Source organism: Streptomyces sp. KPB2 (assembly GCF_003950055.1).
Taxonomy (GTDB): domain Bacteria; phylum Actinomycetota; class Actinomycetes; order Streptomycetales; family Streptomycetaceae; genus Streptomyces; species Streptomyces salinarius.
Window position 1 is genome coordinate 7,457,064 of the sequence record NZ_CP034353.1, and the last position, 23,595, is coordinate 7,480,658.

Here is a 23,595-nt window from a genome sequence, read left to right on the forward strand (position 1 = left end):
GGAGCGGTACGGCTGTTTCGGTACTCCGGCTGTGCCGGGGCGACCCGGACAGCGCCGTTCCCGCGGAAAGTCCCCTGAGACCACCGTTCAGGAGCGGATCCGCATGCTCATAGAAACGCCCACCATCCGTCCCGGTACCACCCCCCAGCCCGCCGAACCCTCCGCCACGCCGGCCCGCCGCCGGCACGACGACGCCCCCGACACCATGGCCCTCTTCGGCCGGCTGGCCGGGCTGGCGGACGGGCCCGAACGCGACGCCGTCCGCGACGAACTGGTCACGGCCTGGCTGCCCATGGCCCACCGGATCGCCGGGCGGTTCCGGGACCGGGGCGAGTCCCTCGAGGACCTCCGCCAGGTGGCGGCGCTCGGCCTGGTCAAGGCCATCGACCGCTTCGACCCGGAGCGGGGAGCCTTCGAGAGCTACGCCGTGCCCACCATCACCGGCGAGGTCAAGCGCCACTTCCGTGACCGGATGTGGGCCCTGAGGGTGCCCCGCCGGGTCCAGGAACTGCGCAACAAGGTGCGCGTCGCCCGCCGGGAACTCGCCCAGAGCCCGGGCAGCCCCGAGCCCTCGGTGGCCGCCCTCGCCGCCCACACCGGGCTGACCGAGGAGGAGGTCGGCGCCGGGATGGAGGCGCTGGAGAGCTTCAGCACCCTGTCGCTGGACGCCGAACTGTCGGCCGGCGACGACGGCTACAGCCTCGCCGACACCCTCGGCGCCGCCGACACCTCGTACGACACCGTGATCGACCGTGAGTCCGCCAAGGCGGGCCTGCGCCGGCTGCCCGAGCGTGAGCGCGCCATTCTCTACATGCGCTTCTTCGAGGACATGACGCAGAGCCGGATCGCCGACTGCCTGGGGATCTCGCAGATGCACGTCTCGCGGCTCATCAACCGCAGCTGCGCCCGGGTGCGCGACGAGGCGATGGGGGAGCGGGCCGCCCGCCCCGGCCACGCGGTGCGGACCCGATGACGCGGACGGACGGCACGCCGGACGGACAGGGGACCAGGGAGGGACGAGACGGATGCTGATGCCACACCCCGAGGTACTGCGCAGGCTCCTGGCGGAGTACGAGGCCGCCGCGGTGGACGAGCCCGCCGGAACGACGGGAGAACCGGGCCCGCGGACCCGGGACCTGGCCTACACGCTGTGCGTGTCGACCGGCACCCGTGACGTGCGGCGGGCCCTGGAGGCGGCCCGGCGCCAGCTGGCGGACGCGCTGGAGCCGACGCCCGCGCCCGGCGGCGCGCACGCGGGCGTGGCGGACTGACGCAGGGCGGACGCCGGACCGCACCGGGGCAGCTGGAATCGGGGAGGGGATCCACATGAACGCACGTGTCCTTGCAGGTACCGGCCACGCGAACGCCCGGCGGGCCGCTAACGGATCGGCGGCAAAGGGGGCAGCACGGGCCGGGCTCACGGCCCGCGGCGTCATCTACCTCCTGGTCGGCGCTCTGGCCCTCCAGATCGCCTTCGGCACCGGGAGCCGGCAGGCCGACCGGAGCGGTGCCCTGGCCGAGCTGTCGGACAAGCCGTTCGGCGCCGTACTGCTGTGGGCGCTGGGCGCCGGGCTCGTCGGCATGGCCCTGTGGAGACTGTCCGAGGCGCTCTTCGGCGTCACGGGCAAGGACGGTCACACGGCCAGGAAGCGCCTGCCGGCCGCCGCCCGCTGCGTGTTCTACGCGTTCGTCGCCTACTCCGTACTGGCCTTCGCGGCCGGCGCCGGAGGCGGCGGCTCCAGTGACCGGCAGTCCCGCGACGTCACGGCCAGGGCGATGGAGATGCCCGCGGGCCGTTGGCTCGTGGGCGTCGCCGGCGCCGCGATCGTCGTCGCCGGAGTGGTGATCGGCGTACAGGCGGCCCGCCGCACCTTCCACAAGAAGATGAAGCTCGGCGCGCTGGGCCCCCGGGTCCGGCGGCTGGTCGACGTCACCGGCGTCGCCGGTGGGGCGGCCCGCGGCCTGGTCTTCGCCGGGGCGGGTGCCTTCGCGGTACGGGCCGCCGTCGAGTACGAACCCGACCGGGCCAAGGGGATGGACGACACCCTCCGTTCCTTCGCCGACACGCCCCTCGGCCCCTGGCTGCTGGTCGGCGTCGCGGCGGGCCTGGTGCTGTTCGGCGTGTTCTCCTTCACGCTCGCCCGCTGGCGGAGGGTCTGAGCGGTCCGGCACGGGGAACACGGGGCGAATGAACGAACACGAGATTCCTCCGCCGGACGGACGTCCCGTGGACGTCTACCTCGACCTCCTGCGCGTCCGCATGCCGGACGACGCCTATCAGCTGCTGCTCAGCGTGGTGGAACCGGTCCTCCGGGCCATCGACGAGCAGCAGATGCCGACCATCGACTTCTCCCTGGACGGGGACAGCGCCGAGGCGCTGCCCCAGGAGATCAGGGACGAGGCCGCACTCGTCATCGCCACCGCCGTCACCGGACGTCTCGACAACGAGGTCGTCGAGATCGACACCGACGAGACCGGCCCCGTCCGGGTCGTCACCGACGCGGCCACCGCCTCCGACCCCGAGCGCCTCGGCGAGATCGCCGACTACCTCAAGGAACGCCACCAGCAGAACGAGGAACTGCGCGGCATCGCCGAGGCCAGCGGTCTGCCCAGCGACTTCTGACCCTCACCACCCCGGTGGGACCGTCAGCGCTGCGGCGCCCTGACGGGAACACCCAGCGGCCGGGCGAGGCCGACCACCGCCTCGTCCAGCCGCTCCAGGTGCCGCAGCACCCGGCCCGTGATGCGGCCGTACCGCGGCACTCCGGCGGCGTCCGGCTCCAGCAGCGAGGCGATGCTCGGCCCGGTCTCCACCTCCGTCCGCGCGTCGTCGTCGGCGACACGGGCGGCGATCGCCTCGATGTTGCGCACCGTGCGCCGCACCGCGCCGCGCAGCCGCGGGTCGGCCGCGATCGACGGATGGGTGGGCAGCAGCTCGGCGGTCGCCGCGAGCGAGCGCGCGTGATAGGCGCAGGTCTCCAGCAGCGCCACCACGTACTGGGCCGTGTCGCGCCGGGCCCGCAGCGGCGTGATCGGATGGGTCAGCGGCTGGGTGGCGCCGCGCAGATCGCCGAGCGCCTGGTCCAGCTCCCGCGCCGTGTCCAGCAGGTCGGCCTCCGGGCCGCCGCTGAGCTGGTCGATGGCGCCCTCCGTCACGTCGGTGAGCCGCTCCAGCACCGTGCCGAGCAGTTCGTTCGTACGCCGGTCGGTGCGGATCGGCAGCACCAGTGCCGCCGCCACGATCCCGCAGGCCGCGCCCAGCGCCGTCTCCTCCACCCGCAGCAGCAGCACCGACATGCTGTAGGTGTGCAGCAGCGTGTACAGCAGCCCGAGCATCGCGGTGACGAAGAACGACATCAGCGTGTAGGACAGCGGCGCGGTGTAGAACATCGCGAAGATCAGCACCAGCACGAGCCCGAACGCGGTCCAGGTGTGGTTGCCGACCAGGCCGGCCAGCACGATGCCCGCCACCACGCCCAGCACGGTGCCCAGCAGGCGCCGGTAGCCCTTGACGAGGATCTCACCGGTGGAGGCGGTGTTGATGAAGACGATCCAGCAGGTGAGCACCGCCCAGTACCAGCGCTGCGTGGACAGGAACTCGCCGCCGACGATGGCCAGCGAGGACCCCACGGCCACCTGCACCGCGGCACGCGTGGTGGGCCGCCGCAGCCCGGTCTGCTCCTCCTCGAGCGCCGCCTCCTCACCGGCGTCGATGGCCGCGTCCTCGGCGTCCAGCTCCTCCCGGGAACGGGCCGTGGCCGGTGAGTCGTCCGACTCGTCCTGCGGCCCGTCCAGCGCGATCCTCAGACCCATGACCGCCCGCGCCGTCTCACCGATGCCGCGGAAGACGTCCTGGACGGCGGCGGTCGCCTCGGGCAGGTTCTCCTCGTCGCGGTAGCCGAGCAGCCGGTTGCGCAGATGGGACAGCGCGGTGCCGCGCGCCTCCGCCGGCGGGCGCAGCACCAGGGTGCGCAGCGCCATGAGATCGCGGCGCAGGGTCTCCGTGGCCTCGCCGGGCGCGGGGGAGTGGCCCACCGCGGGGGCCGGCGCGCCCGGCAGATGCAGGGTCAGGGTGTCCGCACGTTCGGCGCTGCGCGCGGTCAGCAGCAGCAGGCCGAGGCGCTCGGCGGCGATCTCGGCGTCCGCGATGCGCCGCTGCACCAGGCGCGCCGTGGACGCGTCGGGCGTGCCCTCGTCCAGCCGGGACTGGATCAGCAGGGCCGTCTCGTGCAGGCGCGCGGTGCCGTCGCGCAGACGCTCCAGCGTCTTGTCGATGGCGTCGGGACCGGCGTCCAGCAACTCGATCTGGGTGGCGATCAGCTGGGCCAGCCGGGCCCGGAAGGCCTGCCGCAGCAGGCGCAGGATGCGCGCGGGCGTCGCCGGGACCACCGCGAAGCGCACCACCGCGCTGGACGCGAACGCCACGGCGACGGCGGCCCACAGCCCCGGCAGCCCCGAGACCTTCGCGCCCACGAACAGCGACACGAAGTAGACCTGGAAACCGATCAGCCCGAGCGCCGTGCCCCGGTCGCCGAACCGGCGGACGAAGACCGCGCAGAAGATCAGCACGACGAAGAAGGCGTCGCCGACGACGACCCGCGAGGCGAGCAGTGTGCTCAGCGAGACCGAGGCCAGGGTGACCGGCAGACCCAGCGCCAGGGTCACGGCCTGCGGGCCCGGTTCCTTCTCCCGGATGGCGAAGGTCGCGACCATCGCCGTCATGGCGCCCGCCACCAGGTGCTTGACGTCCACACCGAACGCGGCGAGCACGCCCAGCGTCAGCGCGATGGCGCCGACCGTCCGCAAGCCCGCCGTCAGCCGCAACAGCCCCGGGTCGGACGCGGCGACGCGGTCCCGCAGCCGTGTCCGACCCGAGCGTCCCGCTGCCTTCACGCCGCCGTACACTCTCCCGATTCACCGCCGGCCCTCACGACCGGTTCCAGCCATGTCCCGGCCGGTTCACGCCGAGATCCACTTCTCAGCATGTCATGCCCCGGTCCGGCACGGGCAACGCGGGGGCGGGATCACAACTGAGCCCGGTCCGCGCCCTCCACCCGCTCCCGCACCTGTTCCGGCGTCAGATACGCGTCGGTGTATTCGAAGTCCTTCAGCTTGGCCGGCTTGCGGGCCTGGAAGCCGGTGCGGACGAAATCGTCCCCCGCGACGGCGTTGAGCGCCCAGTCGGCCGCCACCCGCGCCTTGGCCACGCCCGTGCGCAGCGCCGACCAGTGGTAGCCCCGGGCCACCGCCTGCGCGGGCAGACCCTTGAGCTCGACGCCCATCGGCTTGGAGACCGCGTCGGTGCCGCCGAGGTCGACGACGAGACCGAGGTCCTTGTGCACGTACGGCCGCATCGGCTGGTTGCGCAGGGTGGCGATGAGGTTCTCGGCGACGTGCCGGCCCTGCCGCATCGCGTGCTGGGCGGTGGGCGGACAGACCGCACCCTCCTGACCCTTGGCGAGGTCGGGCACGGCCGCCGAGTCACCGAGCGCGAACACCCCGTCGTGGTCCGGCAGGCACATCTCCGCGGTGACCGCGAGCCGCCCCTTGACCGTCTCCGCGCCGAGCGTGGCGATCAGCGGGCTCGCGACCACGCCCGCCGTCCAGATCAGAGTGCGGGTGGGCACCACCCGGCCGTCCGTGAACGTGACCTCCTCCTCCCCGGCCTTGGCGATGGAGACGCCCAGGGAGATCTCGATGCCGCGCCGCGTCAGGATCCGCTGCGCGTCCCGGCCGAGCTGCTCGCCCAGCTCCGGCATCAGCTTCGGCGCGATGTCGATCAGATGCCACTTGATCAGGGCCGGGTCCAGCCGCGTGTAACGCTTGACCGCCGCGTGCGTCAGCCGCTGCAGACAGGCCGCGGTCTCGGTGCCCGCGTAGCCGCCGCCCACCACCACGAACTGCAGCCGGGAGGCACGCTCCACGGGGTCCTGGCTCGCGTCGGCGAGGTCCAGCTGCGAGATGACGTGGTCGCGGATGTACGCGGCCTCCGCCAGCGTCTTCATGCCGAACGCGTGGTCGGTGAGCCCCGGGATGTCGAAGGTGCGGGTGATGCTGCCGGGCGCCAGCACGATGTAGTCGTAGGGCTCGTTGACGATCCGGTCGGTGATGGTGCGCACCACGCAGACCTTCGACTTCAGGTCCACCCCGATGGCACCGCCGGGGATGATGCGGGTCCGGTACTTGCTGCTGCGGCGCAGGGAGAGCGCGATCGACTGGGGGGTGAGCACCCCGGCGGCGACGTGCGGCAGCAGCGGCAGATAGAGCTGGTAGGAGAACGGTGTCACCAAGGTGATCTCGGCCTCGTTCGGCGAGAGCCTGCGTTCCAGACGACGGACGCACTCCACGCCGGCGAAGCCTGCGCCGACCACCAGGATCCTGGGTCGTGTCACGGTGTTCATCCCTTTCTGCGGCTCAGGGGCGGCGGTCCGCCGCGAACGCCATTCGCCTGCCCGAGGATCGCCGCTTCGCACCTCGCCCATCCCACCGTGCCCGCACGGGCTCGGCCAGCCGGACGCGGCAGGCAGGCGACGGTCCCTGATCACCACCATGCCCCGCCCGGGCCCGCGGCGCACCGGGCGGGACCGAACCGCGTGGACTTTTCTCCCGCGGTCCCGTGAGTCAGTCCGTACCGCTCAGGTGGCACAGCAGCAGACACACGTCGTCGTCGCGTTCGGAGTCGCTCAGCATCGGACGCAGGATGCCGTCCGCCGAACCCTCCAGGTCCGCGTCCAGTTCCGCCGGGCCGAACGAGCCGAGCGCGTCCGCCAGCCGCGCGATGCCCGGGTCTATGCCCCGGGCGCGACGCTCCACCAGACCGTCCGTGTACAGCGCGAGGGTCGACCCGGGCGCCATGGGCACCGTGTGGTCCGCGATCTCCTGCCGCAGCGGGATGCCGAGCATCGCACCGGGCTTGGCGTCCAGGGTCCGAACCCCTCCGTCCGGCGTGCGCAGCACCGGCGGCGGGTGACCGGCCGCCGCCCACGTCACGGTCGGGTCGTCGGGGTGGAAGCGCGCGATGACGGCGGTGGCGAACAGGTCGGGCTGCAGGTGGTGCAGGAAGGTGTGCAGCCGGGTCAGCAACTGCCCGGGGCTGCCGCCGTCGACCGCGTACGCGCGCAGGGCGGTGCGCAGCTGACTCATCATCACGGCCGCGCGCAGCCCGTGCCCGGTGACGTCACCGACCACCGCGATGACACCGCCGTCCGGCTGACGGAACGCGTCGTACCAGTCGCCGCCGATGTTCAGCCCGTGGGTGGCCGGCAGATAGCGCGCGGCCAGCGTGAGCCCGGGCGGGGCCGGCAACTCGGTCAGCAGGGCCCGCTGCAGCGTCTCGGCGATGTCGCGGTTGTGCTGGTAGCGCTGGGCGTGGTCGATCGCGATGCTGGCCCGACGGGTCAGCTCGACCAGCATCACGGCGTCGTCCGGGTCCCAGCGCTCCCCGGGCGGGGACAGGGTCACCACACCCAGGGGCGCCTGCCGGGTCGGCAGCGGGATGCACAGCAGCGGCCGGTCCGGGGCCAGCGCCGAGGGCGGCTGGTCGTCCACGCCGGGCAGGCCACCGGGGTGCGCGGCGGCGTACTGCGGCCGTCCGGTGCGCGCGGCGACCACCGCGGCGGCCGCGTGGGCGGGGCCCGGCCGGTCGCCGTCCTGGTCGAACAGCCAGACGTCGACACTCGCCGCGTACTCCGGCACCAGCAGCTCCGGCAGCCGGCGCACGATCTCGTGGTGGTCCAGCGACGCCGTCAGCACCGCGCTCGCGTCCGCCAGGAAGGTCAGCCGGCGCCGGGCGTTCTCCGCCTCCGTGCGCGCCTTGCGTTCGGCCGCGAACGCCTCGCGCTGGGCCCGGCCGGCGGCGTCCAGTTCGGCGTGCAGCGCCACCACGCCCTGGTTCGTCTGCTGGAGCTCCTCCCGGTGGAAGTCGACCAGGCCCTCCTGCTCGGCCAGTCTCTCCAGGACCAGCGTCGTGTCCTCGTCGGCACACAGCAGCGCCTGGGCCAGCTCCGCCGGGTCGTCCGCGACGGCACCGACGCCGACGTCCGCCACCGCCTCGGGGCACGGCACCGTGACCCGCCACGGCGGCTGCCCGGCCGCGGCGGCCTCGGGCGACGGCGTCACCACGGCGTGCAGCACCTCCTCGCCGGCCCTCGCGTCGGCGCGGGACGCGGTGCCCGTCTCCAGGGTGAGCCGCCAGGTGCCGCCCTTGGCCAGGCACGACCGCAGCTGGGCACCGAGCGAGGCGGTCAGCCGCGCGCGCTCCACCGGCGGCACGCCGTAGGCCGCCGCCAGCCGCGCGGTGGCGATGCGCGCCCGGGCCGCCTCGGTGACGTCGCTGATCTGCCAGGTTCGGGTCATGGGCCATCCGGCGGGGTCGGGGCCAGCACGGCGACGGCGGTGTCGTCCCGCACGGGCCGGGCCGGGCTGCTGGCATCACGGACCGTCACGGCGGCGGTCACCGCCGGGTCGGTCGCGGTGCGGCACGTGTCGGGCGTCGGCGACCACCGGCTCGGCAGACCGTCGCTGTGCAGCACCAGGACCCGGTCGTCCGCCCAGGCCGTCTCCTCCTCGCGCAGCGTGGTGGGCCGGTGGGTGCCGACGATGCCGGGGCGCGACACCAGATGCCGCCAGGTGCCGCCCTCGCACAGCCGTGCCCCGATGTTGCCCACACCGGCGAAGCGGAGCACCCCGGCCCGCGCGTCGACCTGGGCCACCGCGACGGCCGCGCCGCGGGTGCCGGACAACGCCCGGTCGAGCCGCCGCACCGCCTCGGCCGGACGCAGGTGGGCCGAGGTGCGCAGCGTCTCCACGGCGGCCGTCGAAGCATGCGCCGCCTCCGGGCCGTGGCCGAGACCGTCGGCCAGCATCAGCGTGACGAGGTCTCCGTCCCGGACCCAGGCCCAGGCGTCGCCCGAGTACTCGGCGCCGCCGAACGGCACGTTCACCGCGCCGGCCCGCAGCCGGCCCGCCGGCCCGGCATCGGCGGCGCGGACCTCGGGTACGGCGCCCACCCGGGCGACGACCACCGTGCCCCGGCCGGGGACGCTGTGCAGGTCGAAGTCGTCGGCGAGGCGCGCACAGGTGCCGAGCCCCGCACCGAGGGAGCCCGTGGTGGTGAAACCGTCGCGCAGCGCGGCGGCCACGTCGGCGATGCCGGGACCGTGGTCGACCGCGGCGATCTGCACGCGCGGCGTCGCCTCCCGGCCGGCCGCGAGGACGGGCGGCGCCACCACGTCGATCAGGACCTGACCGCCCCCGGCGTGCTTGAGCAGGTTGGTGGCCAGCTCGGTCGCCACCAGCGCCGCCGTCGAGGTCCGCTGCTCGTCGAGACCGGCCAGGGCCGCCGCGTGCTCGGCGGCCACCCTGGCGTCCCGCACCCGGGTCGAGTCGTGCACCGGGACGTCCCACACACGCGGCATCAGGACTCCTCACGCGGGCGCGGCGGCCGGCCCACCCAGGACGTCACCCGCACGGTCGTCCCGGCGCCCGGGGCGCTCTCGATCCCGAACTCGTGCACCAGGCGCCGCGCGCCGCCCAGCCCCATGCCGAGACCGTCGCCGGAGGTGAAGCCGTCGCTGAGCGCCTGCTCCAGATCCGGGATTCCGGGCCCCTCGTCGCTGAAGGTCAGCCGCAGCCCGTGCGTGGTGCCCTCGACCAGCGACTCCGTCTCCATCGTGCCGCCACCGCCGTACACGAGCGTGTTGCGGGCCAGCTCACTGGCCGCGGTGACCAGCTTGGTCTGGTCGACCAGACCGAAGCCGAGCTGGGCGGCGGCCTGCCGCACATGCTGTCGTACCCACACCAGATCCATGTCCGAGCGGATCGGCAGGCGGGCCTGGGAGCCCGCGGCGGTGTGCATCACTGACTCTCCTGGCGCAGGCCGCCGAAGCGGGACGACGGGGCCTGCTGCCTGAGGAGCTCCATGGCCACCTCGGTGCTGAGCGCGGTGTGCACGCCCGGCAGCGTCAGACCGAGCTCCACCAGCGTGATGGCGACCGCCGGCCGCATGCCGACCAGCACGGTCCGCGCGGCCAGCAGGCCGGTCTGCCCCGCGATCTCGGCCAGGATCCGGCCGAGGAAGGAGTCGACGATCTCCACGCCGGAGACGTCGATGACCACACCGGTGGCACCGCTGCGCACGATGGTCTCGGCGAGGTCCTCCTGGAGCTGCTGCGCGGTGCTGTCGTGCAGGTCCCCCTGCAGCGTGACCAGAAGCACCTCACCGAGCCGGAGCACCGGAACATGCCCTGTCACCGGAGCCCCCTGGGCCCCGGGAAACGCCTGGCTCACCGTACGACCGCACCCTTCGTGCCGGGCGTGACGATGCCGACCCCGAGCTGGTGCAGCACGTACCCCAGCGCGTCGGCGAGGCTCGCCCGGGTGACCACCGTGCCCAGGTCCAGACCGAGATGGACCATGGTCTGGGCGATCGCGGGCCGGATACCGGAGACGATGCACTCGGCGCCCATCAGCCGGGCCGCCGCGACCGTCTTCATCAGGTGCTGGGCCACCAGCGAGTCGACGGTCGGAACACCGGTGATGTCCAGGATCGCGTAGCGCGCCTGCTGCTCGACGATGGACTCCAGCAGGGTCTCCATCACCACCTGGCTGCGCGCGCTGTCCAGCGTGCCGATCAGCGGCACGGCCACGATGCCGTCCCACAGCTTGATGACCGGCGTGGCCACCTCGAGCAGCTGGAGCCGCTGGCGGTCGATGAGCGCCTGTCCCTCGCTGAGCGCCGTCTGCATGACCACGACCCGAAGGGTCCCCATCAGCACGCTCAGGGTGGTGACGCAGGCCCGGACGTGCTCCGCGGAGGCGTCCTCCGGCAGGTCGGCCACGAGCAGGTTCTCCACGGGGGGACGCAGCGCGGCCAGCTCGCTCGACACCTGCGCGGTGCTCAGCCCGGCGCGCGAGCGGGCCGCGCCCATCCGCGCCAACTGCTCGCGGACCGTGGTGAATCCGGCGGCGTCCGGGTCCTCCACCCGCGCCGCGTCCGCGACCTGTGCCAGCGCGTCCACGACGGCCTTGCCCGCCTCGACCGCCTCGTCGCGCGAGACGGTGAACACGGTCCGGAAGACCGGCTCGTCCGCCCACCGCTGGGCGATCTGCTCACGACGGCGCCGCAGAAATTCCCTGATCTCATGCGTCGGCGCTGCCGCCGTTCCCTCCGCCTGGTCCGGCACCTGTCCCACTCCTCATCCGCGTTGCGCCGCACCTCACCCCCCACGGGGCGACGCGCCGGCGACGTGACTCTGCCGGGCGACAACTGTATCCACCCGCCGACCTGGCACGGCACCCGCTTCCGCACGACCGGTCCGGATGAGACGCGGGGCGGGAGTGATCAGGCGTCGGGCACCCGCGGACCCTCCGGGTGCGCGTCGACGCGGGAGAGCGCCTCCTCGACGCTTCCGGAGACCGGCACCGTGATGCTCACCCCCGTCAGGTCCAGGACACGCAGCACCGCCGGGGCCGGCGAGATGATGTGCACGCTGCCCGGCAGGTCCCGGGCCTCCTGGTAGACGCGCAGGATGATGTTCATGCCGGACGAGTCCATGAACGGCACCTCCGACAGGTCCAGCAGGAAGTGCCGTCGGCCGTGGTGGAGCTGGTTGGCCAGATGGTGCTGGAACTCGGTCGCCGTGTCGACGTCCAGGTAGCCCTCCACCTTGAGCAGCGCGACGTCCTCCCGGGGCAGCGTCACCTCGACGGACAGCGGGTTCTGGGCTATGGGCACGTGTACCTCCAACAAAGCGGCGGCGCGGCGGACCGTCGTGTGGCCCACCGCGCCGGGCGGTTACCCCCGAATCCCGACCTCACACCTGCCGACCGGGGCCCGGCTCGCGCGGGTGTCGTCAGCCGACCCGGATGCCCACCAGACACGTGTCGTCGTCCGTGTCCGACCTGCTGTAGGTGAGCAGCCGGTCCAGGTGCTGGTCCAGGGTGTGGGGCGTCGGACGCACCGTGCTCAGCAGCTGGGTCAGCGCCTCCTCCACCGGGCGGTCGCGGCGCTCGATCAGACCGTCGGTGTACATCAGCAGGGTGTCCCCGGCGGCCAGCTCCGCCTCGGCCTCCTCGTACACCGCCTCCGCCACCGCCCCCAGCAGCATGCCCCTGACCAGTGGCAGCGGCGCGGCCCCCGGCCCCCGCACGAGCACCGGCGGCAGATGTCCCGCCCTGGCCCAGCGCAGCGTACGCCGGGCCGGGTCGTACAGGCCGCACACCGCCGTGGCGGTGACCCCGCCCGTCAGATGGTGCGCCACGATGTTGAGCCAGGACAGCAGCTGCCCCGGGCCGGCCCCGGTCACCGCGAGACCGCGCAGCGCGTTGCGCAGCACCACCATGCTGGTCGCCGCCTCTATCCCGTGCCCGGCGACGTCCCCCACGCACAGCAGCACTCGACCGCTCGGCAGCATCACCGCGTCGTACCAGTCACCGCCCACCAGCTGCTCCGTCTCCGCCGGCCGGTACCGGACGGCCACCTGGAGGTCCGGCACCCGCAAGGGCGTCTGGGCGGGCGGCATGATGGCGTGCTGCAACTGCAGGGTCAGCCGGGCACGTTCGACGGCCTGCTGCTCGGTCTGGGCCAGCTGGTCGCGCGTCGCGGCGAGCGCCACCTCCGTCCAGTGCTGGGCCGAGATGTCCTGACAGGCGCCCCGGACCAGGAGCAGCCGGTCGTCGGTGTCCAGGACCGGCTCGGCCACCACCCGCACGTGCCGGGTCACCCCGTCGGGCCGCCGCAGCCGGAACGCCGCCGACGCGGGCCGCCGGTGGTGCAGCAGCGTGCGCAGGAACCGCCCGATGGCGACGGCGTCGTCCGGATGGGCGTGGGCGGCCAGCTCCTCCAGCGGCACCGGCGTGCTGGTGTGCGGGCGCCCGTACAGGTCGAACAGCTGCCCGTTCCAGGTGATCTCGCCGGTGAGCAGGTTCTCCTCGAAGCCGCCGATGCGGCCGAGCCGCTGGGCGTGCTGGAGGAGGCTGGCCAGCCGGGCCGTCTCGTCCTCGATGCGCCAGATGAGCAGCACCGCGTTGCCGTGCCGGCTGACGCTGATGTCCGCCACCGCCGACAGCGGCACCTGGTCCACCAGGGCGGTCAGGTTCATGTGCCGGGCCCGGAACGGCTCGCCCGTGGCGTAGACCCGCTCGACGTTCTGGAACAGCTCGCTGTCCCCGGCGGCCATCGGGTACGCCTCGAGGAGCAGCGCGCCGCCCACGACGGCACGGGGCCGCCCGGCCGGGTCCATGAAGCGGTTGTTCACGTGCTGGATGCGGAAGTCCGCCAGGTGCCCGGCCGCGTCCAGGTGCGGCACCAGGACCAGGGCGGGGTCGTGCAGCCCGTCGGCCAGGTCCATCAGCTCCACCGCGTCCGGGACGACCCGAGGGCCCTGCCCGGGTTCCCGCGGCGGCGTGTACGACTCCAGCGTGTGCGCGCACAGCTCGGCCAGGGCCTCCACCTGACGGACGACCTGGGGCGGCTGCGGGGCCAGCGGCGCCGGCCAGGCGATCTCCAGCACGCCGTGGATGCGCCCCCCGGTGCCGGCGGGCACGGCGACCCTGCCGCCGTCCGGGTACTGGTGCCGGCCCACACTCGGCAGCCCCGTCCGCGCGAGGGAGGCGAACCACTGCCCCGAACGCTCGGTCAGACCGCACCGGGCCACCGTCGCCACGTCCGGCGGCACATAGCGCCAACGGGCCGCCTCGGCCGGAGGGAACCCCGCGCTGCCCACCAGGGTGAGCGACCCGTCGTACCCGGCCGCCCAGATGGCCACCGCGACCGCGCCGAGCGGGCGCAGCGCCTGCTCCAGCAGCGCGTCGGCGACGGCCTGGGTGTCGTCCGCGGCCAGCGCGCCGCTCTCGGCGGCCCGCAGGCGCACTGCGGCCGACTCGGCCGCCGCCTCCCCGGCCTCGGCGGCGTCCGCCCCCCGCGCCCCCTCCGCGCCGTCGTCGGGGGGCGTGGCCCGCACGGCGGCGGTGGCCGCGAGGAACGCCGCCGTCACCTCCGACATGCGGTCGCGGGCGGCCTGGTTGATGACGTCGACCGCGAACTCCAGCGGCGTCGCCCGGGACTGCTCGGCCAGCTCCGCGAGCTGCCGGGCGGCCTCGGCCGGACCGCAGCCGAGCCGCGCGACCAGGATGCCCTTGGCCAGCTCGACCAGCGCCCGGCCCTCGGCCTCGGCCTGCGCGGCCCGCACCTCGCGGCTGAGCCGGTCGACCGTGGCCGCCAGCCTGCCCACGGGGGACAGCGGGGTCATGCCGACCGGATCGGCCTCCTCCCGCCGGACGTCACCGCCGCCGGGACGCTCGGACCCGCTCATGCCGGCAGCCACCGTCGGACGCAGGCGATGAGGTCCTGGGTGTCGACGGGCTTGGTGACGTAGTCGCTGGCGCCCGAGGCGAGGCTCTTCTCCCGGTCGCCGGGCATCGCCTTCGCCGTGACCGCGATGATCGGCAGCTCGGCGTACCGCGGCATCCGGCGGATCTCGGCCGTCGCCGTGTACCCGTCCATCTCCGGCATCATCACGTCCATCAGGACCAGCGCCACGTCCGGGTGGTCCACGAGCGTCTCGATGCCCCGGCGGCCGTTCTCCGCGTGCAGGACCCGGAACCCGTGCAGCTCCAGGATCCCGCTGAGCGCGAAGAGGTTGCGCGCGTCGTCGTCGACGACGAGGACGGTGCGCCCCGCGGGCGGATCCTCACCGGCCCGCGGGGCCGGGCGCGGCGGTTCCTCCGGCCGGACCAGGGTCAGCACGTCCCCGGGTTCCTCGGCGGCCAGGTGCAGGGCGATGCGCTCGCGCAGCTCGTCGAGGCCGGCCAGGAACTCCAGCGTCCGGCCGGCCGAGCCCGAGCGCAGGTCCTCCTCCACGGCGGCGTCCGCGCGGTGCCCGCTGTGCACGAGCACCGGCACGCTCGCCAGCGCCGAGTCGCCCCGCAGGGCGTCCAGGAAGCGGGAGGCCTCGCCGTCCGGCATGCCCAGCTCCAGTACGACGCAGTGGCACGGCTCGGCCGCCAGCGCGCCGGCGGCCTCCTCGGCCCCCACGGCCGTGATCACGTCGAGCGGAGGACGGTCGCCCGCGTCGTCGCGCCCGTGCGTCAGATCGGCGACCACGCTCTCCGCGACCAGGGTGAGCAGGCCGCGCGGACGCTCCTCCACGACGAGCAGGCGCCGCGGCCGCTGCCGGTGGCCGCCGGTCAGCTCGGCCATCGGCACCGGACGGTCCAGGACGTCGGCGGACGCGTCGGCCGGGAGGTGCCCGGGGCCGCGCGCCAGCAGGTCCTCGAAGTCCGGCCGGGCCACGGGCAGGTACAGCGTGAAGGTGCTGCCCCGGTCGGGCGTGCTGTCCACCGTGACGGCGCCGCCGAGGAGCTGGGCGATCTCCCGCGTGATGGACAGGCCGAGCCCGGTGCCGCCGTACTTGCGGCTCGTCGTGCCGTCCGCCTGCTGGAAGGCGCCGAAGATCGACTCCAGGTTCTGCTCGGGGATGCCGATGCCCGTGTCCTTCACCCGGAAGGCGACCACGGGCCCGCCCCGGACCACACCGGCGGGCACCTCGTCGTCCGGAGCCGGCTCGACGGACAGCTCCACGCCGCCCCGCTCGGTGAACTTCACCGCGTTGGACAGCAGGTTGCGCAGCACCTGACGCAGCCGGGAGTCGTCGGTCAGCAGGTCCGCCGGGGCCCCGGGGGCCGTCGTGACCGTGAACTCCAGGCCCTTCTGGCCGGTCATGGGCCGGAAGGTGGCCTCGACGTACTCGATGAGCTGGCGCAGCGTCACGCGCTCGGGGGAGACGTCCATCTTCCCCGCCTCGACCTTCGACAGGTCCAGGATGTCGTTGATGAGCTGCAGCAGGTCCGAGCCCGCCGAGTGGATGATGCCCGCGTACTCGACCTGCTTCGGGGTGAGGTTGCGCGAGGGGTTCTGGGCGAGCAGCTGGGCCAGGATGAGCAGGCTGTTGAGCGGGGTGCGCAGCTCGTGGCTCATGTTGGCCAGGAACTCCGACTTGTACTTCGAGGCCAGCGACAGCTGCTGGGCGCGTGCCTCCAGCTCCTGGCGGGCCTGCTCGATCTGCAGGTTCTTCGCCTCGATGTCCCGGTTCTGCGCCGCGAGCAGGGACGCCTTGTCCTCCAGCTCGGCATTGGAGTGCTGCAACTCCTCCTGCTGGGTCTGCAGCTCCGCGGAACGGGCCTGGAGCTCGGCGGTCAGCCGCTGCGACTCGGCGAGGAGTTCGTCGGTACGGGCGTTGGCCACGATCGTGTTGACGTTCACGCCGATGGTCTCCATCAGCATGTCCAGGAAGTCCCGGTTGATCTGGCTGAACGGGGTGACCGAGGCCAGCTCGATGACCCCGAGCACCTGCCCCTCGACCACGATGGGCAGCAGCACAAGCGCGGCCGGCACCACCTCGCCCAGCCCCGAGGAGATGGTCAGGTAGCCCGGCGGCAGTTCGTCCACCACGATGGTGCGCCGACTGCGCGCGGCCTGGCCGACCAGGGTGCGGCCGAAGGCGATACGGGTGGGTCTTGCCGTGTCCTCCGGGTAGCCGTAGGAGCCGACGAGCCGCAGCTCGGGACCGTCGTCCCCGTCCTCGGCCAGGTAGAAGGCGCCGTACTGGGCCGACACCAGCGGCACCAGCTCGTCCATGATCAGCTCGGCGACGACGGGCAGGTCCCGGTGGCCCTGCATCAGGCCGGAGATGCGGGCGAGGTTGGTCTTGAGCCAGTCCTGCTCCTGATTGGCCCGGGTGGTCTCGCGCAGGGACTCCACCATGGCGTTGATGTTGTCCCCCAGCTCGGCGACCTCGCCGGACGCCTCCACGGTGACCGAGCGGGTCAGGTCGCCCTCCGCGACGGCGGACGTGACCTCGGCGATCGCGCGGACCTGGCGGGTGAGGTTGCCGGCCAGCTCGTTGACGTTCTCCGTGAGCCGCTTCCAGGTGCCGGAGACGCCCTCCACCTCGGCCTGGCCGCCGAGCCGGCCCTCGGTGCCGACCTCGCGGGCCACCCGGGTGACCTCGTCGGCGAAGGCGGAGAGCTGGTCGACCATCGTGTTGATCGTCGTCTTGAGTTCGAGGATCTCGCCGCGCGCGTCGACGTCGATCTTCTTCGACAGGTCGCCCCGGGCCACCGCGGTCGTCACCAGCGCGATGTTGCGCACCTGGTTGGTGAGGTTGTTGGCCATCGAGTTGACGTTGTCGGTGAGGTCCTTCCAGGTCCCGGCGACGTTCGGCACGTGTGCCTGGCCGCCGAGCCGTCCGTCGGTGCCGACCTCGCGGGCGACGCGGGTGACCTCGTCGGCGAACGCGGAGAGCGTGTCCACCATCGTGTTGATCACGTCGGCCAGCGCCGCGACCTCGCCCTCGGCGTCCACGGTGATCCGCTGCGACAGGTCGCCCCGGGCCACCGCGGTGGCCACTTGGGCGATGGAGCGGACCTGGCCGGTCAGATTGGACGCCATGACGTTGACGTTGTCGGTGAGGTCCTTCCAGGTGCCCGACACCCCGCGCACCCGGGCCTGCCCGCCCAGGTTGCCGGCCGTACCGACCTCGCGGGCCACCCGGGTGACCTCGTCGGCGAAGGCGGAGAGCTGGTCGACCATCGTGTTGATGGTGTTCTTCAGTTCCAGGATCTCGCCGCGGGCGTCCACGGTGATCTTCTGCGAGAGGTCGCCCTTGGCCACGGCGGTGGCCACCTGGGCGACGTTGCGGACCTGGTTGGTCAGGTTGCCCGCCATGAAGTTCACCGAGTCGGTGAGGTCGCGCCACGTGCCCTTGACGCCCTGGACGTCGGCCTGGCCGCCGAGCCGTCCGTCGGTGCCCACCTCGCGGGCGACGCGGGTGACTTCGTCGGCGAAGGCGGAGAGCTGGTCGACCATGGTGTTGATGGTGTTCTTCAGTTCCAGGATCTCGCCGCGGGCGTCCACGTCGATCTTCTGCGAGAGGTCGCCCCGGGCGACCGCCGTGGCCACCTGGGCGATGTCACGGACCTGGGTGGTGAGGTTGCCCGCCATGGCGTTGACGGAGTCCGTCAGGTCGGCCCAGGTGCCCGAGACCCCGGGCACCCGCGCCTGGCCGCCGAGCCGTCCGTCGGTGCCGACCTCGCGGGAGACCCGCGTGACCTCCGAGGTGAACACCGACAACTGGTCCACCATGCCGTTGAAGACCTTGGCGATGTCGCCCATCAGCCCGTCCGCGTCGTCCGGCAGACGGGTGCCGAAGTCGCCGTCCCGCACGGACGTCAGGCCCGCCAGGAGACGGCGCAACTCCTGATCGCCCGGAACCGCGTCGACGGATCCGGTGCTGTCGCTGGTCATGCGTACCCTCGTTCCGCTCCCCGGGAGTCCTCGCGGCGAGGACTCACCACCCCCTCCGGACCGCGCGGGCGCGTTCCGGCTTCCGTGTCCGCGTCTGCGCAGTTCACGGATTCCCCCAGCAGAAAAATACGTCAGAGGCTAACCCAGGTCCCGGGCGCGGACAAAGCGATGTGTCACCCGGCCGAAGGCGGACCCCCGGACGGGTCACGCCGAGCGGGCGGCGCCCGGCGCGAGCGGCCCGAGCCCGCCGCCGTACGGTTCGCGGAAAGTGCCACCGCACGGCCCACCGGAGCCCGAATGCGGCGGCCCCGGCCGGGTATCCGCTGCTGTGGAGCCGGTCCGGCCCGTTGCGTCCGCCCGGCCCCGACGCCGTCACCGACACGGGAGGGAAGGACAGCGTGCCGAGGGAGAACATCTGGTCGTACGCGGCGGACAGCGGCCTGGAGGCCGGAGCGGACCTGACGGGCTGCACCGTGGTCGCCGACGACGGCACCATCGGGCACGTGGACCGGCAGGCCGAGCACTTCGGCATGCGCCACCTCGTCGTCGACACCGGCGTCTGGGTGTTCGGCCGCAGCGTCCTCGTGCCGGTCGGACTGGTCCGCGGCATCGACGCCGAGGCCCGTACCGTCACGCTGAACTGCACCAGGGCCCAGGTCAAGGCCGCGCCCCGGTTCCGGACCGACAGCGAGACGATGGACCGCGACTACCTGGCGTCCGTCGGCGACTACTACCACCGGCTGCCGTCGCGGGAGCGCCCCGCGACCTGACCGGACCGAACGACAGCACGCGGAAACCGGGGAAACCACCGACATGCGACCGACCGACCGCATCACCACGCCCGTCACGGCCGTCACGGCACCGCCCGACGTCGCGCCCGCCGGCACACCGGCGCCGGGCGCCGGGGCGGGCGCGGCGGCCGCGAGGGCGTACGCGGAGTCGGTGGCGCGGACGCGGTGGGGCGGCCCGGGCCGCGTGGCGCGCGAGGAGGACGTCGCCGACCTGCTGCTCGTGGTGTCGGAACTGGTCACCAACGCGATCCGGCACGGCGACGGGCTGGCCGGCTTCGAGGTCCGGCCCACGGACGAGGGACTGTGGATCGCCGTCCACGACAACAACACGGTGGTGCCCGAATACGTCCACGCGTTCCCCACCGCCCATCCCGGCGGCGGATACGGCTGGCCGATCGTCGCCCGCCTCGCCCGGGACATCGCCGTCGAACCCCGGCCGGGGGGCGGGAAGACGATCAGCGCGCTGGTGCCCCTGCGCGCCGCGGACGCCCCGTGACGGCCGAGGTCACCAGGGCAGGAAGACGTGGATGTCCTTGCCCTGCTCCCCGGTGACGACGCTCACCTGGTCGGACAGCGTGTGGATCAGATGCCAGCCGATGCCGCCGCCCCCCTTGCTGGGATGGAAGGGCCGTGGCGCGGGCTCCGTCGTGCTGGTGTCGTGCATCACCACGTGCACGCCGTCGAAGGTGCGGCGCAATCGGAGCTGGAACGGTCCCGGGGCGTACTGCACGGCGTTGGCCGCCAGCTCGGTGACGACGAGGAGTATGTCGTCCCAGTACTCGGGCGCCGCGGGCGGCGCCGCACGGGCCAGGTCGTAGAGGAACTCCTCCGCGACCAGCCGCGCACCGGTCACATTGTGCAGCTCCCCGGTGAAGCTGGCGGTGCGGTTCGTGATCTCCTCGGAAGCCAGTGTCCTGTCCCAACGCGACTCGGCTGCCATTGCGCCTTCCCGGCCCGGCACCGGCCGGGCGCCGTACCTTCTCCTTCGCCTTCCCTCCGTTTGTAAGTGCCCGTGCCGACCGAACCTAGTCGCGTCCGGGACCACCTGGCCAGGAGCGGTACGGACGCCGGTTCAGCGCAGGAACACGTTGTCCGCGTCGTCCCAGGCGGCCGGCTCCCCGGGCGCCGTCCCGGCCGGCCGGCGGTGCGACCGGGCCTCGTACATCGCGTCGATCTCCAGGGCGTGGGTCCGTACGATCTCGTCCCGCCGGAGCTTCATCGACGGGGTGAGCAGTCCGCCGGCCACGTCGAAGGGGGCGGGCAGGACACGGAAGACCCTGATGGACTCCGAGCGCGACACGGCGCTGTTCGCCGCGGCCACGGCCCGCGCGATCTCCTCCCGCAGCGCGTTCTCCTCGCGTGCCTCCCGGGCCGGGGCGTCGCCCGGCAGGGCCAGGGCCGCCCGCCAGTGCGCCAGGAACTCCGGGTCCAGGGTGATCAGCGCCCCCACGCAGGGCCGGTTGTCGCCCACCACCACCACCTGGTGGACCAGCGGGTGCATCCGCAGCCGCTGCTCCAGGGCGGCCGGGGCGACGCTCTTGCCGCCGCTGGTGATGATGACGTCCTTCTTGCGGCCGGTGATCGCCAGGTACTCCTCGTCGTCCAGGTGCCCGAGGTCGCCGGTGGCCAGCCAGCCGCCGCGCATCACCTCACGGGTGGCGGACTCGTCACCGACGTACCCCTGGAACAGCCAGGGCCCGCGCACCAGGATCTCCCCGTCGTCGGCCACCCGGATCTCCATGCCGGGCAGCACCTGCCCGACGGTGCCCGACTTCTCGCGGCCCCACGGCTGCATCGTCAGCCCGCCGCTGGTCTCCGTCAGGCCGTAGCCGTCGTGCACGTAGACACCGATGCCCTCGTAGAAGAGGGAGAGCTCGCGGCTGAGCGGCGAGCCGCCCGACGTCGCCCGGCCCACCCTGCCGCCGAGCGCGTCGCGCAGCCGCCGGTACACCGTCCGCTCGTACAGGGCGTGCTGGAGACGCAGGTCGAAGCCGGGCCCGGAGCCGAGGCCGAGGCGCCGGCGCTCCAGCGCGGCGGCGAAGTCCCGCGCCGTGTCCGCGGCCCGCTCGAACAGGGCGCCCCGCCCCGCCTGCTGAGCCGCGCGCAGGAAATTCTTGTAGATCTTCTCCAGGACCGACGGGACGGCGTACAGATACGTCGGCCGGAAGGAACGCAGGGCCGAGGAGAGGGCGTCCGCGGTCATCTCGGGCTCGTGCGCCATGAGCAACCCGCCCCGGACGCACAGGTTCTGGATCATCAGCCCGTACACGTGGGAGAAGGGCAGGAAGGCGAGGACCGCTGCCTGCTCGCCCGGCGGCGCCACCGTGTGGCCCCAGCCCGCGAGCAGCGTGTCGCACGGGCCGGCCAGACCGCGGTGGCTCAGCGCACAGCCCAGGGCGCGGCCGGAGGTGCCCGAGGTGTAGGCGACCACGGCGGTGGAGTCCGGCAGCACGATGCGGCGCATGGAGTCGACCGTGGCGAACGGCAGGAACGCGCCGCGCTCCACCAGCGTGTCCAGCGCGCCCGCGTCCAGCTGCCAGACGTGGCGCAGGGCGGGCAGCGACGCGCACACCGAGCCGACGGTCATCACGCTCTGCTCGTCCTCGACCAGCACGCCGACGCACCCCGCGTCCCGCAGGATCCACTCGACCTGGTCGCGGGAGGACGTCGGATAGACCGGCACCACCTCGGCGCCCACCGTCCACAGGGCGTAGCTGAAGACCGTCCACTCGTACCGGGTGCGGGCCAGGATCGCCACCCGGTCGCCGGGCGAGACACCGCTGGCGATCAGGCCCTTCGCCACGCCGACCACCTCGTCGCGGACCTCCGCGGCCGTCACCTCGTCCCAGGCCTGGGAGCCGGGGCCACGGCGGCGGGCGAGCATCGGCAGGGCCGGGGTGCGGGCGGCGGTCTCGAAGAGGCTGTCGGCGAGCCCGCCGGCCAGCGGCGGGACGGCCCCGGGAGCGAGTGCGGTCTCGCGCATGCGCCGGCTCCTGACGTGTACGGAAGGTGACGCCGTCGACGAGTACCGTGGCCGACGGTGCTCGGAGGCTAGCCCAGCCGCAGGCGGCGGGGGGCCGGGACGGCGGAAGTGTTCCCGCCCGGTGATTCGGCCCGATCGGGGGACCCGGGGGGACATGAGCTACGTGAACCCCGATCCCGAACCCCGACTCAGCACCGGTCTGGAGCCCGGCGGAGGCGTGCCGCCCGGAGAGACCCCGCCGGCCGAGAGCAGCATGCCGGAGGCCGGCCCCCAGGACCTGCTCAGCAATCCGGCCAAGGGCTGGTCGAAGGGCCCGATGACCCTGATCCTCGCGGTCGTGCTGATCTTCGCGGTGGGTCTCCTGGGCTACGCCCTCGCCCTGATCTACTGACCTCTCAGACCGCCTGGGTGCGGCGCACACACGCGGCGACGACCTCCCGCAGACTGCCCGTGCGCGCCAGCAGTTCCCGCTGCACGCGCGCGCCGTTGCCGTGCCGCAGCAGCGCGTCGACACCCTCGCGCACCCGGTCGAGGTCGCCCGAGGACGCGAGGGCTTCCCGGGTGTGCTCCAGCAGTGCCCGGACGACCCGCTCCGCGGGCATCCGCCGCATCGTCGCGGGGTGCAGCAGCTCGCTCGTCAGCCCGGACCGGGCGGCCCGCCAGGCCGCGAGGCGGAGCAGGCTCACACTGACGTCGGCCGGCTCGGCACCCGCGCGCCACTCCCGGGCGGCCGTGTCGACCAGCGCGCGGGCCAGCGCGGCCAGCACGACGGCCGTCGAGGCGTCCAGGCACACGTCCGCGACCCGGAACTCGACCGTCGGGTACCGCGGGGAGAGCCGGACGTCGAAGTAGACCATCCCGTCGTCGAGGATCGTCCCGGTGGCGAGCATGTCCGCGACCCGCCGGTGGTAGCGCTCCGCCGAGCCGAACAGCTCGGTGGGACCGGCCGACGGCCAGCGCTGCCAGACCCGGCTGCGATAGCTGCTGTAGGAGGAGTCCCGGCCCTGCCAGAACGGCGAGTTCGCGCTGAGCGCGGCCAGCACGGGCAGCCAGGGCCGCACCCGGTCGATCACCGCGACGCCCTCCTCGTCGGACTCGACCGAGACGTGCACGTGGCAGCCCAGGACGAGCTGCTCGTGGACCACGACGCCGTACTGCTCGGCCATCCACTCGTAGCGCCGGTTCACGCCGATGGACGGCGTCACCGGCAGCGGTGACGTGGCGAGCGCGGCGACGGCGCATCCGGTGCCCCCGGCGTGCCGTCCGGCCTCCTCACGGCAGCGGACGATCTCCGTGTGCAGCCGCTCCATGTCCGCCTGCGGATGCGTGGCGAACTCGAGCATCTGCTCGTGCAGTTCCTTCTCGAACACGTCCTGCTCGGCGTCGTCGAGCGAGGCCCGGGCGAGCACGGGGGCGGACAGCGCCCGCGGCTCCCCGGTCGCGGGATCGACCAGGAGGAGTTCCTCCTCCACTCCGACGGTGCGCAACGTGATGCCGCCTTTCCGAGGGCCGGTGCC

At 73.5% G+C, this 23,595-nt stretch carries 20 protein-coding genes; 7 read left to right on the forward strand and 13 right to left on the reverse strand.

Annotated elements, in window-relative coordinates:
* The first annotated feature begins 103 nt into the window (after nucleotides 1-103).
* The 4 genes from D1J63_RS33745 to D1J63_RS33760 are packed head-to-tail and all read left to right on the forward strand — an operon-like array spanning nucleotide 104 to nucleotide 2,623.
* Nucleotides 104-973: a SigB/SigF/SigG family RNA polymerase sigma factor gene (locus D1J63_RS33745; RefSeq protein ID WP_125634180.1), complete on the forward strand. Its 870-nt coding sequence runs from the start codon at nucleotides 104-106 to the stop codon at nucleotides 971-973.
* Between the two features lie 52 nt (nucleotides 974-1,025).
* Nucleotides 1,026-1,271 carry a DUF5133 domain-containing protein gene (locus D1J63_RS33750; RefSeq protein WP_125634182.1) on the forward strand — a complete coding sequence of 82 codons (246 nt, stop codon included), beginning with the start codon at nucleotides 1,026-1,028 and terminating at the stop codon, nucleotides 1,269-1,271.
* Between the two features lie 55 nt (nucleotides 1,272-1,326).
* Nucleotides 1,327-2,160, forward strand: a complete 834-nt coding sequence (locus tag D1J63_RS33755; protein WP_125634184.1) for a DUF1206 domain-containing protein — start codon at nucleotides 1,327-1,329, stop codon at nucleotides 2,158-2,160.
* 28 nt (nucleotides 2,161-2,188) lie between these two features.
* A complete protein-coding gene (locus tag D1J63_RS33760; protein WP_102927285.1) occupies nucleotides 2,189-2,623 on the forward strand; it encodes a hypothetical protein in 435 nt (144 codons plus the stop codon).
* Nucleotides 2,624-2,646: 23 nt separating this feature from the next.
* On the opposite strand, the gene D1J63_RS33765 is transcribed toward D1J63_RS33760, so the two are convergent.
* The 10 genes from D1J63_RS33765 to D1J63_RS33810 form a co-directional block, all read right to left on the reverse strand.
* Nucleotides 2,647-4,893, reverse strand: a complete 2,247-nt coding sequence (locus D1J63_RS33765) for an FUSC family protein (RefSeq protein WP_164713092.1) — start codon at nucleotides 4,891-4,893, stop codon at nucleotides 2,647-2,649.
* Between the two features lie 131 nt (nucleotides 4,894-5,024).
* Nucleotides 5,025-6,401, reverse strand: coding sequence for an NAD(P)/FAD-dependent oxidoreductase (locus D1J63_RS33770; RefSeq protein ID WP_164713093.1), 1,377 nt, complete (start codon nucleotides 6,399-6,401; stop codon nucleotides 5,025-5,027).
* Nucleotides 6,402-6,621: 220 nt separating this feature from the next.
* Complete coding sequence (locus D1J63_RS33775; RefSeq protein WP_125634188.1) at nucleotides 6,622-8,355, reverse strand: SpoIIE family protein phosphatase; 1,734 nt, start codon at nucleotides 8,353-8,355, stop codon at nucleotides 6,622-6,624.
* The gene (locus D1J63_RS33780) at nucleotides 8,352-9,416 is read right to left on the reverse strand and encodes an ATP-binding SpoIIE family protein phosphatase (RefSeq protein WP_125634190.1); all 1,065 of its coding nucleotides are present in this window, start codon (nucleotides 9,414-9,416) and stop codon (nucleotides 8,352-8,354) included. The genes D1J63_RS33775 and D1J63_RS33780 overlap by 4 nt, the downstream gene beginning before the upstream one ends.
* Nucleotides 9,416-9,856, reverse strand: coding sequence for an anti-sigma regulatory factor (locus D1J63_RS33785; RefSeq protein WP_102929893.1), 441 nt, complete (start codon nucleotides 9,854-9,856; stop codon nucleotides 9,416-9,418). Before D1J63_RS33785 ends, D1J63_RS33780 begins: the two co-directional genes overlap by 1 nt.
* Nucleotides 9,856-10,287, reverse strand: a complete 432-nt coding sequence (locus D1J63_RS33790; protein ID WP_102929892.1) for an STAS domain-containing protein — start codon at nucleotides 10,285-10,287, stop codon at nucleotides 9,856-9,858. Before D1J63_RS33790 ends, D1J63_RS33785 begins: the two co-directional genes overlap by 1 nt.
* On the reverse strand, nucleotides 10,284-11,183 hold the full coding sequence (locus D1J63_RS33795) for an STAS domain-containing protein (protein ID WP_125634192.1): 900 nt from the start codon (nucleotides 11,181-11,183) through the stop codon (nucleotides 10,284-10,286). Before D1J63_RS33795 ends, D1J63_RS33790 begins: the two co-directional genes overlap by 4 nt.
* A 158-nt stretch (nucleotides 11,184-11,341) precedes the next feature.
* Nucleotides 11,342-11,734: an STAS domain-containing protein gene (locus D1J63_RS33800; protein ID WP_125634194.1), complete on the reverse strand. Its 393-nt coding sequence runs from the start codon at nucleotides 11,732-11,734 to the stop codon at nucleotides 11,342-11,344.
* A gap of 118 nt (nucleotides 11,735-11,852) precedes the next feature.
* Entirely contained in the window at nucleotides 11,853-14,312 is a 2,460-nt protein-coding gene (locus D1J63_RS33805; RefSeq protein ID WP_125634196.1) for a SpoIIE family protein phosphatase, read from the reverse strand.
* Nucleotides 14,309-18,304, reverse strand: coding sequence for a HAMP domain-containing protein (locus tag D1J63_RS33810; RefSeq protein WP_125634198.1), 3,996 nt, complete (start codon nucleotides 18,302-18,304; stop codon nucleotides 14,309-14,311). The genes D1J63_RS33805 and D1J63_RS33810 overlap by 4 nt, the downstream gene beginning before the upstream one ends.
* 398 nt (nucleotides 18,305-18,702) lie before the next feature.
* On the opposite strand from D1J63_RS33810, the gene D1J63_RS33815 reads away from it, so the two are divergent.
* Both D1J63_RS33815 and D1J63_RS33820 read left to right on the forward strand, forming a co-directional pair.
* Entirely contained in the window at nucleotides 18,703-19,074 is a 372-nt protein-coding gene (locus D1J63_RS33815) for a PRC-barrel domain-containing protein (RefSeq protein WP_125634201.1), read from the forward strand.
* Between the two features lie 43 nt (nucleotides 19,075-19,117).
* Nucleotides 19,118-19,591 (forward strand): ATP-binding protein, encoded by a 474-nt coding sequence (locus D1J63_RS33820; RefSeq protein WP_125634203.1) that lies wholly within the window; start codon nucleotides 19,118-19,120, stop codon nucleotides 19,589-19,591.
* Nucleotides 19,592-19,600: 9 nt separating this feature from the next.
* Here the strand turns inward: D1J63_RS33820 and D1J63_RS33825 are convergent, their stop codons facing one another.
* A complete protein-coding gene (locus tag D1J63_RS33825) occupies nucleotides 19,601-20,035 on the reverse strand; it encodes an ATP-binding protein (RefSeq protein ID WP_030403918.1) in 435 nt (144 codons plus the stop codon).
* A 132-nt stretch (nucleotides 20,036-20,167) separates the two neighbouring features.
* On the reverse strand, nucleotides 20,168-22,078 hold the full coding sequence (locus D1J63_RS33830; RefSeq protein ID WP_125634205.1) for an AMP-dependent synthetase/ligase: 1,911 nt from the start codon (nucleotides 22,076-22,078) through the stop codon (nucleotides 20,168-20,170).
* A gap of 154 nt (nucleotides 22,079-22,232) precedes the next feature.
* Between D1J63_RS33830 and D1J63_RS33835 the strand changes: the two genes are divergently transcribed.
* The gene (locus D1J63_RS33835; protein ID WP_125634207.1) at nucleotides 22,233-22,469 is read left to right on the forward strand and encodes a DUF6480 family protein; all 237 of its coding nucleotides are present in this window, start codon (nucleotides 22,233-22,235) and stop codon (nucleotides 22,467-22,469) included.
* A gap of 4 nt (nucleotides 22,470-22,473) precedes the next feature.
* Here D1J63_RS33835 and D1J63_RS33840 read toward each other — a convergent pair whose 3' ends face one another.
* On the reverse strand, nucleotides 22,474-23,565 hold the full coding sequence (locus tag D1J63_RS33840; protein WP_125634209.1) for a glutamate--cysteine ligase: 1,092 nt from the start codon (nucleotides 23,563-23,565) through the stop codon (nucleotides 22,474-22,476).
* Between the last annotated feature and the right edge of the window lie 30 nt (nucleotides 23,566-23,595).

Bases quoted from the DNA above. Each gene is read 5' to 3' on its own strand.
- D1J63_RS33745 (WP_125634180.1), top strand. From the start codon at position 104: ATGCTCATAGAAACGCCCACCATCCGTCCCGGTACCACCCCCCAGCCC.
- D1J63_RS33750 (WP_125634182.1), top strand. From the start codon at position 1,026: ATGCTGATGCCACACCCCGAGGTACTGCGCAGGCTCCTGGCGGAGTAC.
- D1J63_RS33755 (WP_125634184.1), top strand. From the start codon at position 1,327: ATGAACGCACGTGTCCTTGCAGGTACCGGCCACGCGAACGCCCGGCGG.
- D1J63_RS33760 (WP_102927285.1), top strand. From the start codon at position 2,189: ATGAACGAACACGAGATTCCTCCGCCGGACGGACGTCCCGTGGACGTC.
- D1J63_RS33770 (WP_164713093.1), bottom strand. From the start codon at position 6,401: ATGAACACCGTGACACGACCCAGGATCCTGGTGGTCGGCGCAGGCTTC.
- D1J63_RS33775 (WP_125634188.1), bottom strand. From the start codon at position 8,355: ATGACCCGAACCTGGCAGATCAGCGACGTCACCGAGGCGGCCCGGGCG.
- D1J63_RS33780 (WP_125634190.1), bottom strand. From the start codon at position 9,416: ATGCCGCGTGTGTGGGACGTCCCGGTGCACGACTCGACCCGGGTGCGG.
- D1J63_RS33785 (WP_102929893.1), bottom strand. From the start codon at position 9,856: ATGCACACCGCCGCGGGCTCCCAGGCCCGCCTGCCGATCCGCTCGGAC.
- D1J63_RS33805 (WP_125634196.1), bottom strand. From the start codon at position 14,312: ATGAGCGGGTCCGAGCGTCCCGGCGGCGGTGACGTCCGGCGGGAGGAG.
- D1J63_RS33810 (WP_125634198.1), bottom strand. From the start codon at position 18,304: ATGACCAGCGACAGCACCGGATCCGTCGACGCGGTTCCGGGCGATCAG.
- D1J63_RS33820 (WP_125634203.1), top strand. From the start codon at position 19,118: ATGCGACCGACCGACCGCATCACCACGCCCGTCACGGCCGTCACGGCA.
- D1J63_RS33825 (WP_030403918.1), bottom strand. From the start codon at position 20,035: ATGGCAGCCGAGTCGCGTTGGGACAGGACACTGGCTTCCGAGGAGATC.
- D1J63_RS33830 (WP_125634205.1), bottom strand. From the start codon at position 22,078: ATGCGCGAGACCGCACTCGCTCCCGGGGCCGTCCCGCCGCTGGCCGGC.
- D1J63_RS33835 (WP_125634207.1), top strand. From the start codon at position 22,233: ATGAGCTACGTGAACCCCGATCCCGAACCCCGACTCAGCACCGGTCTG.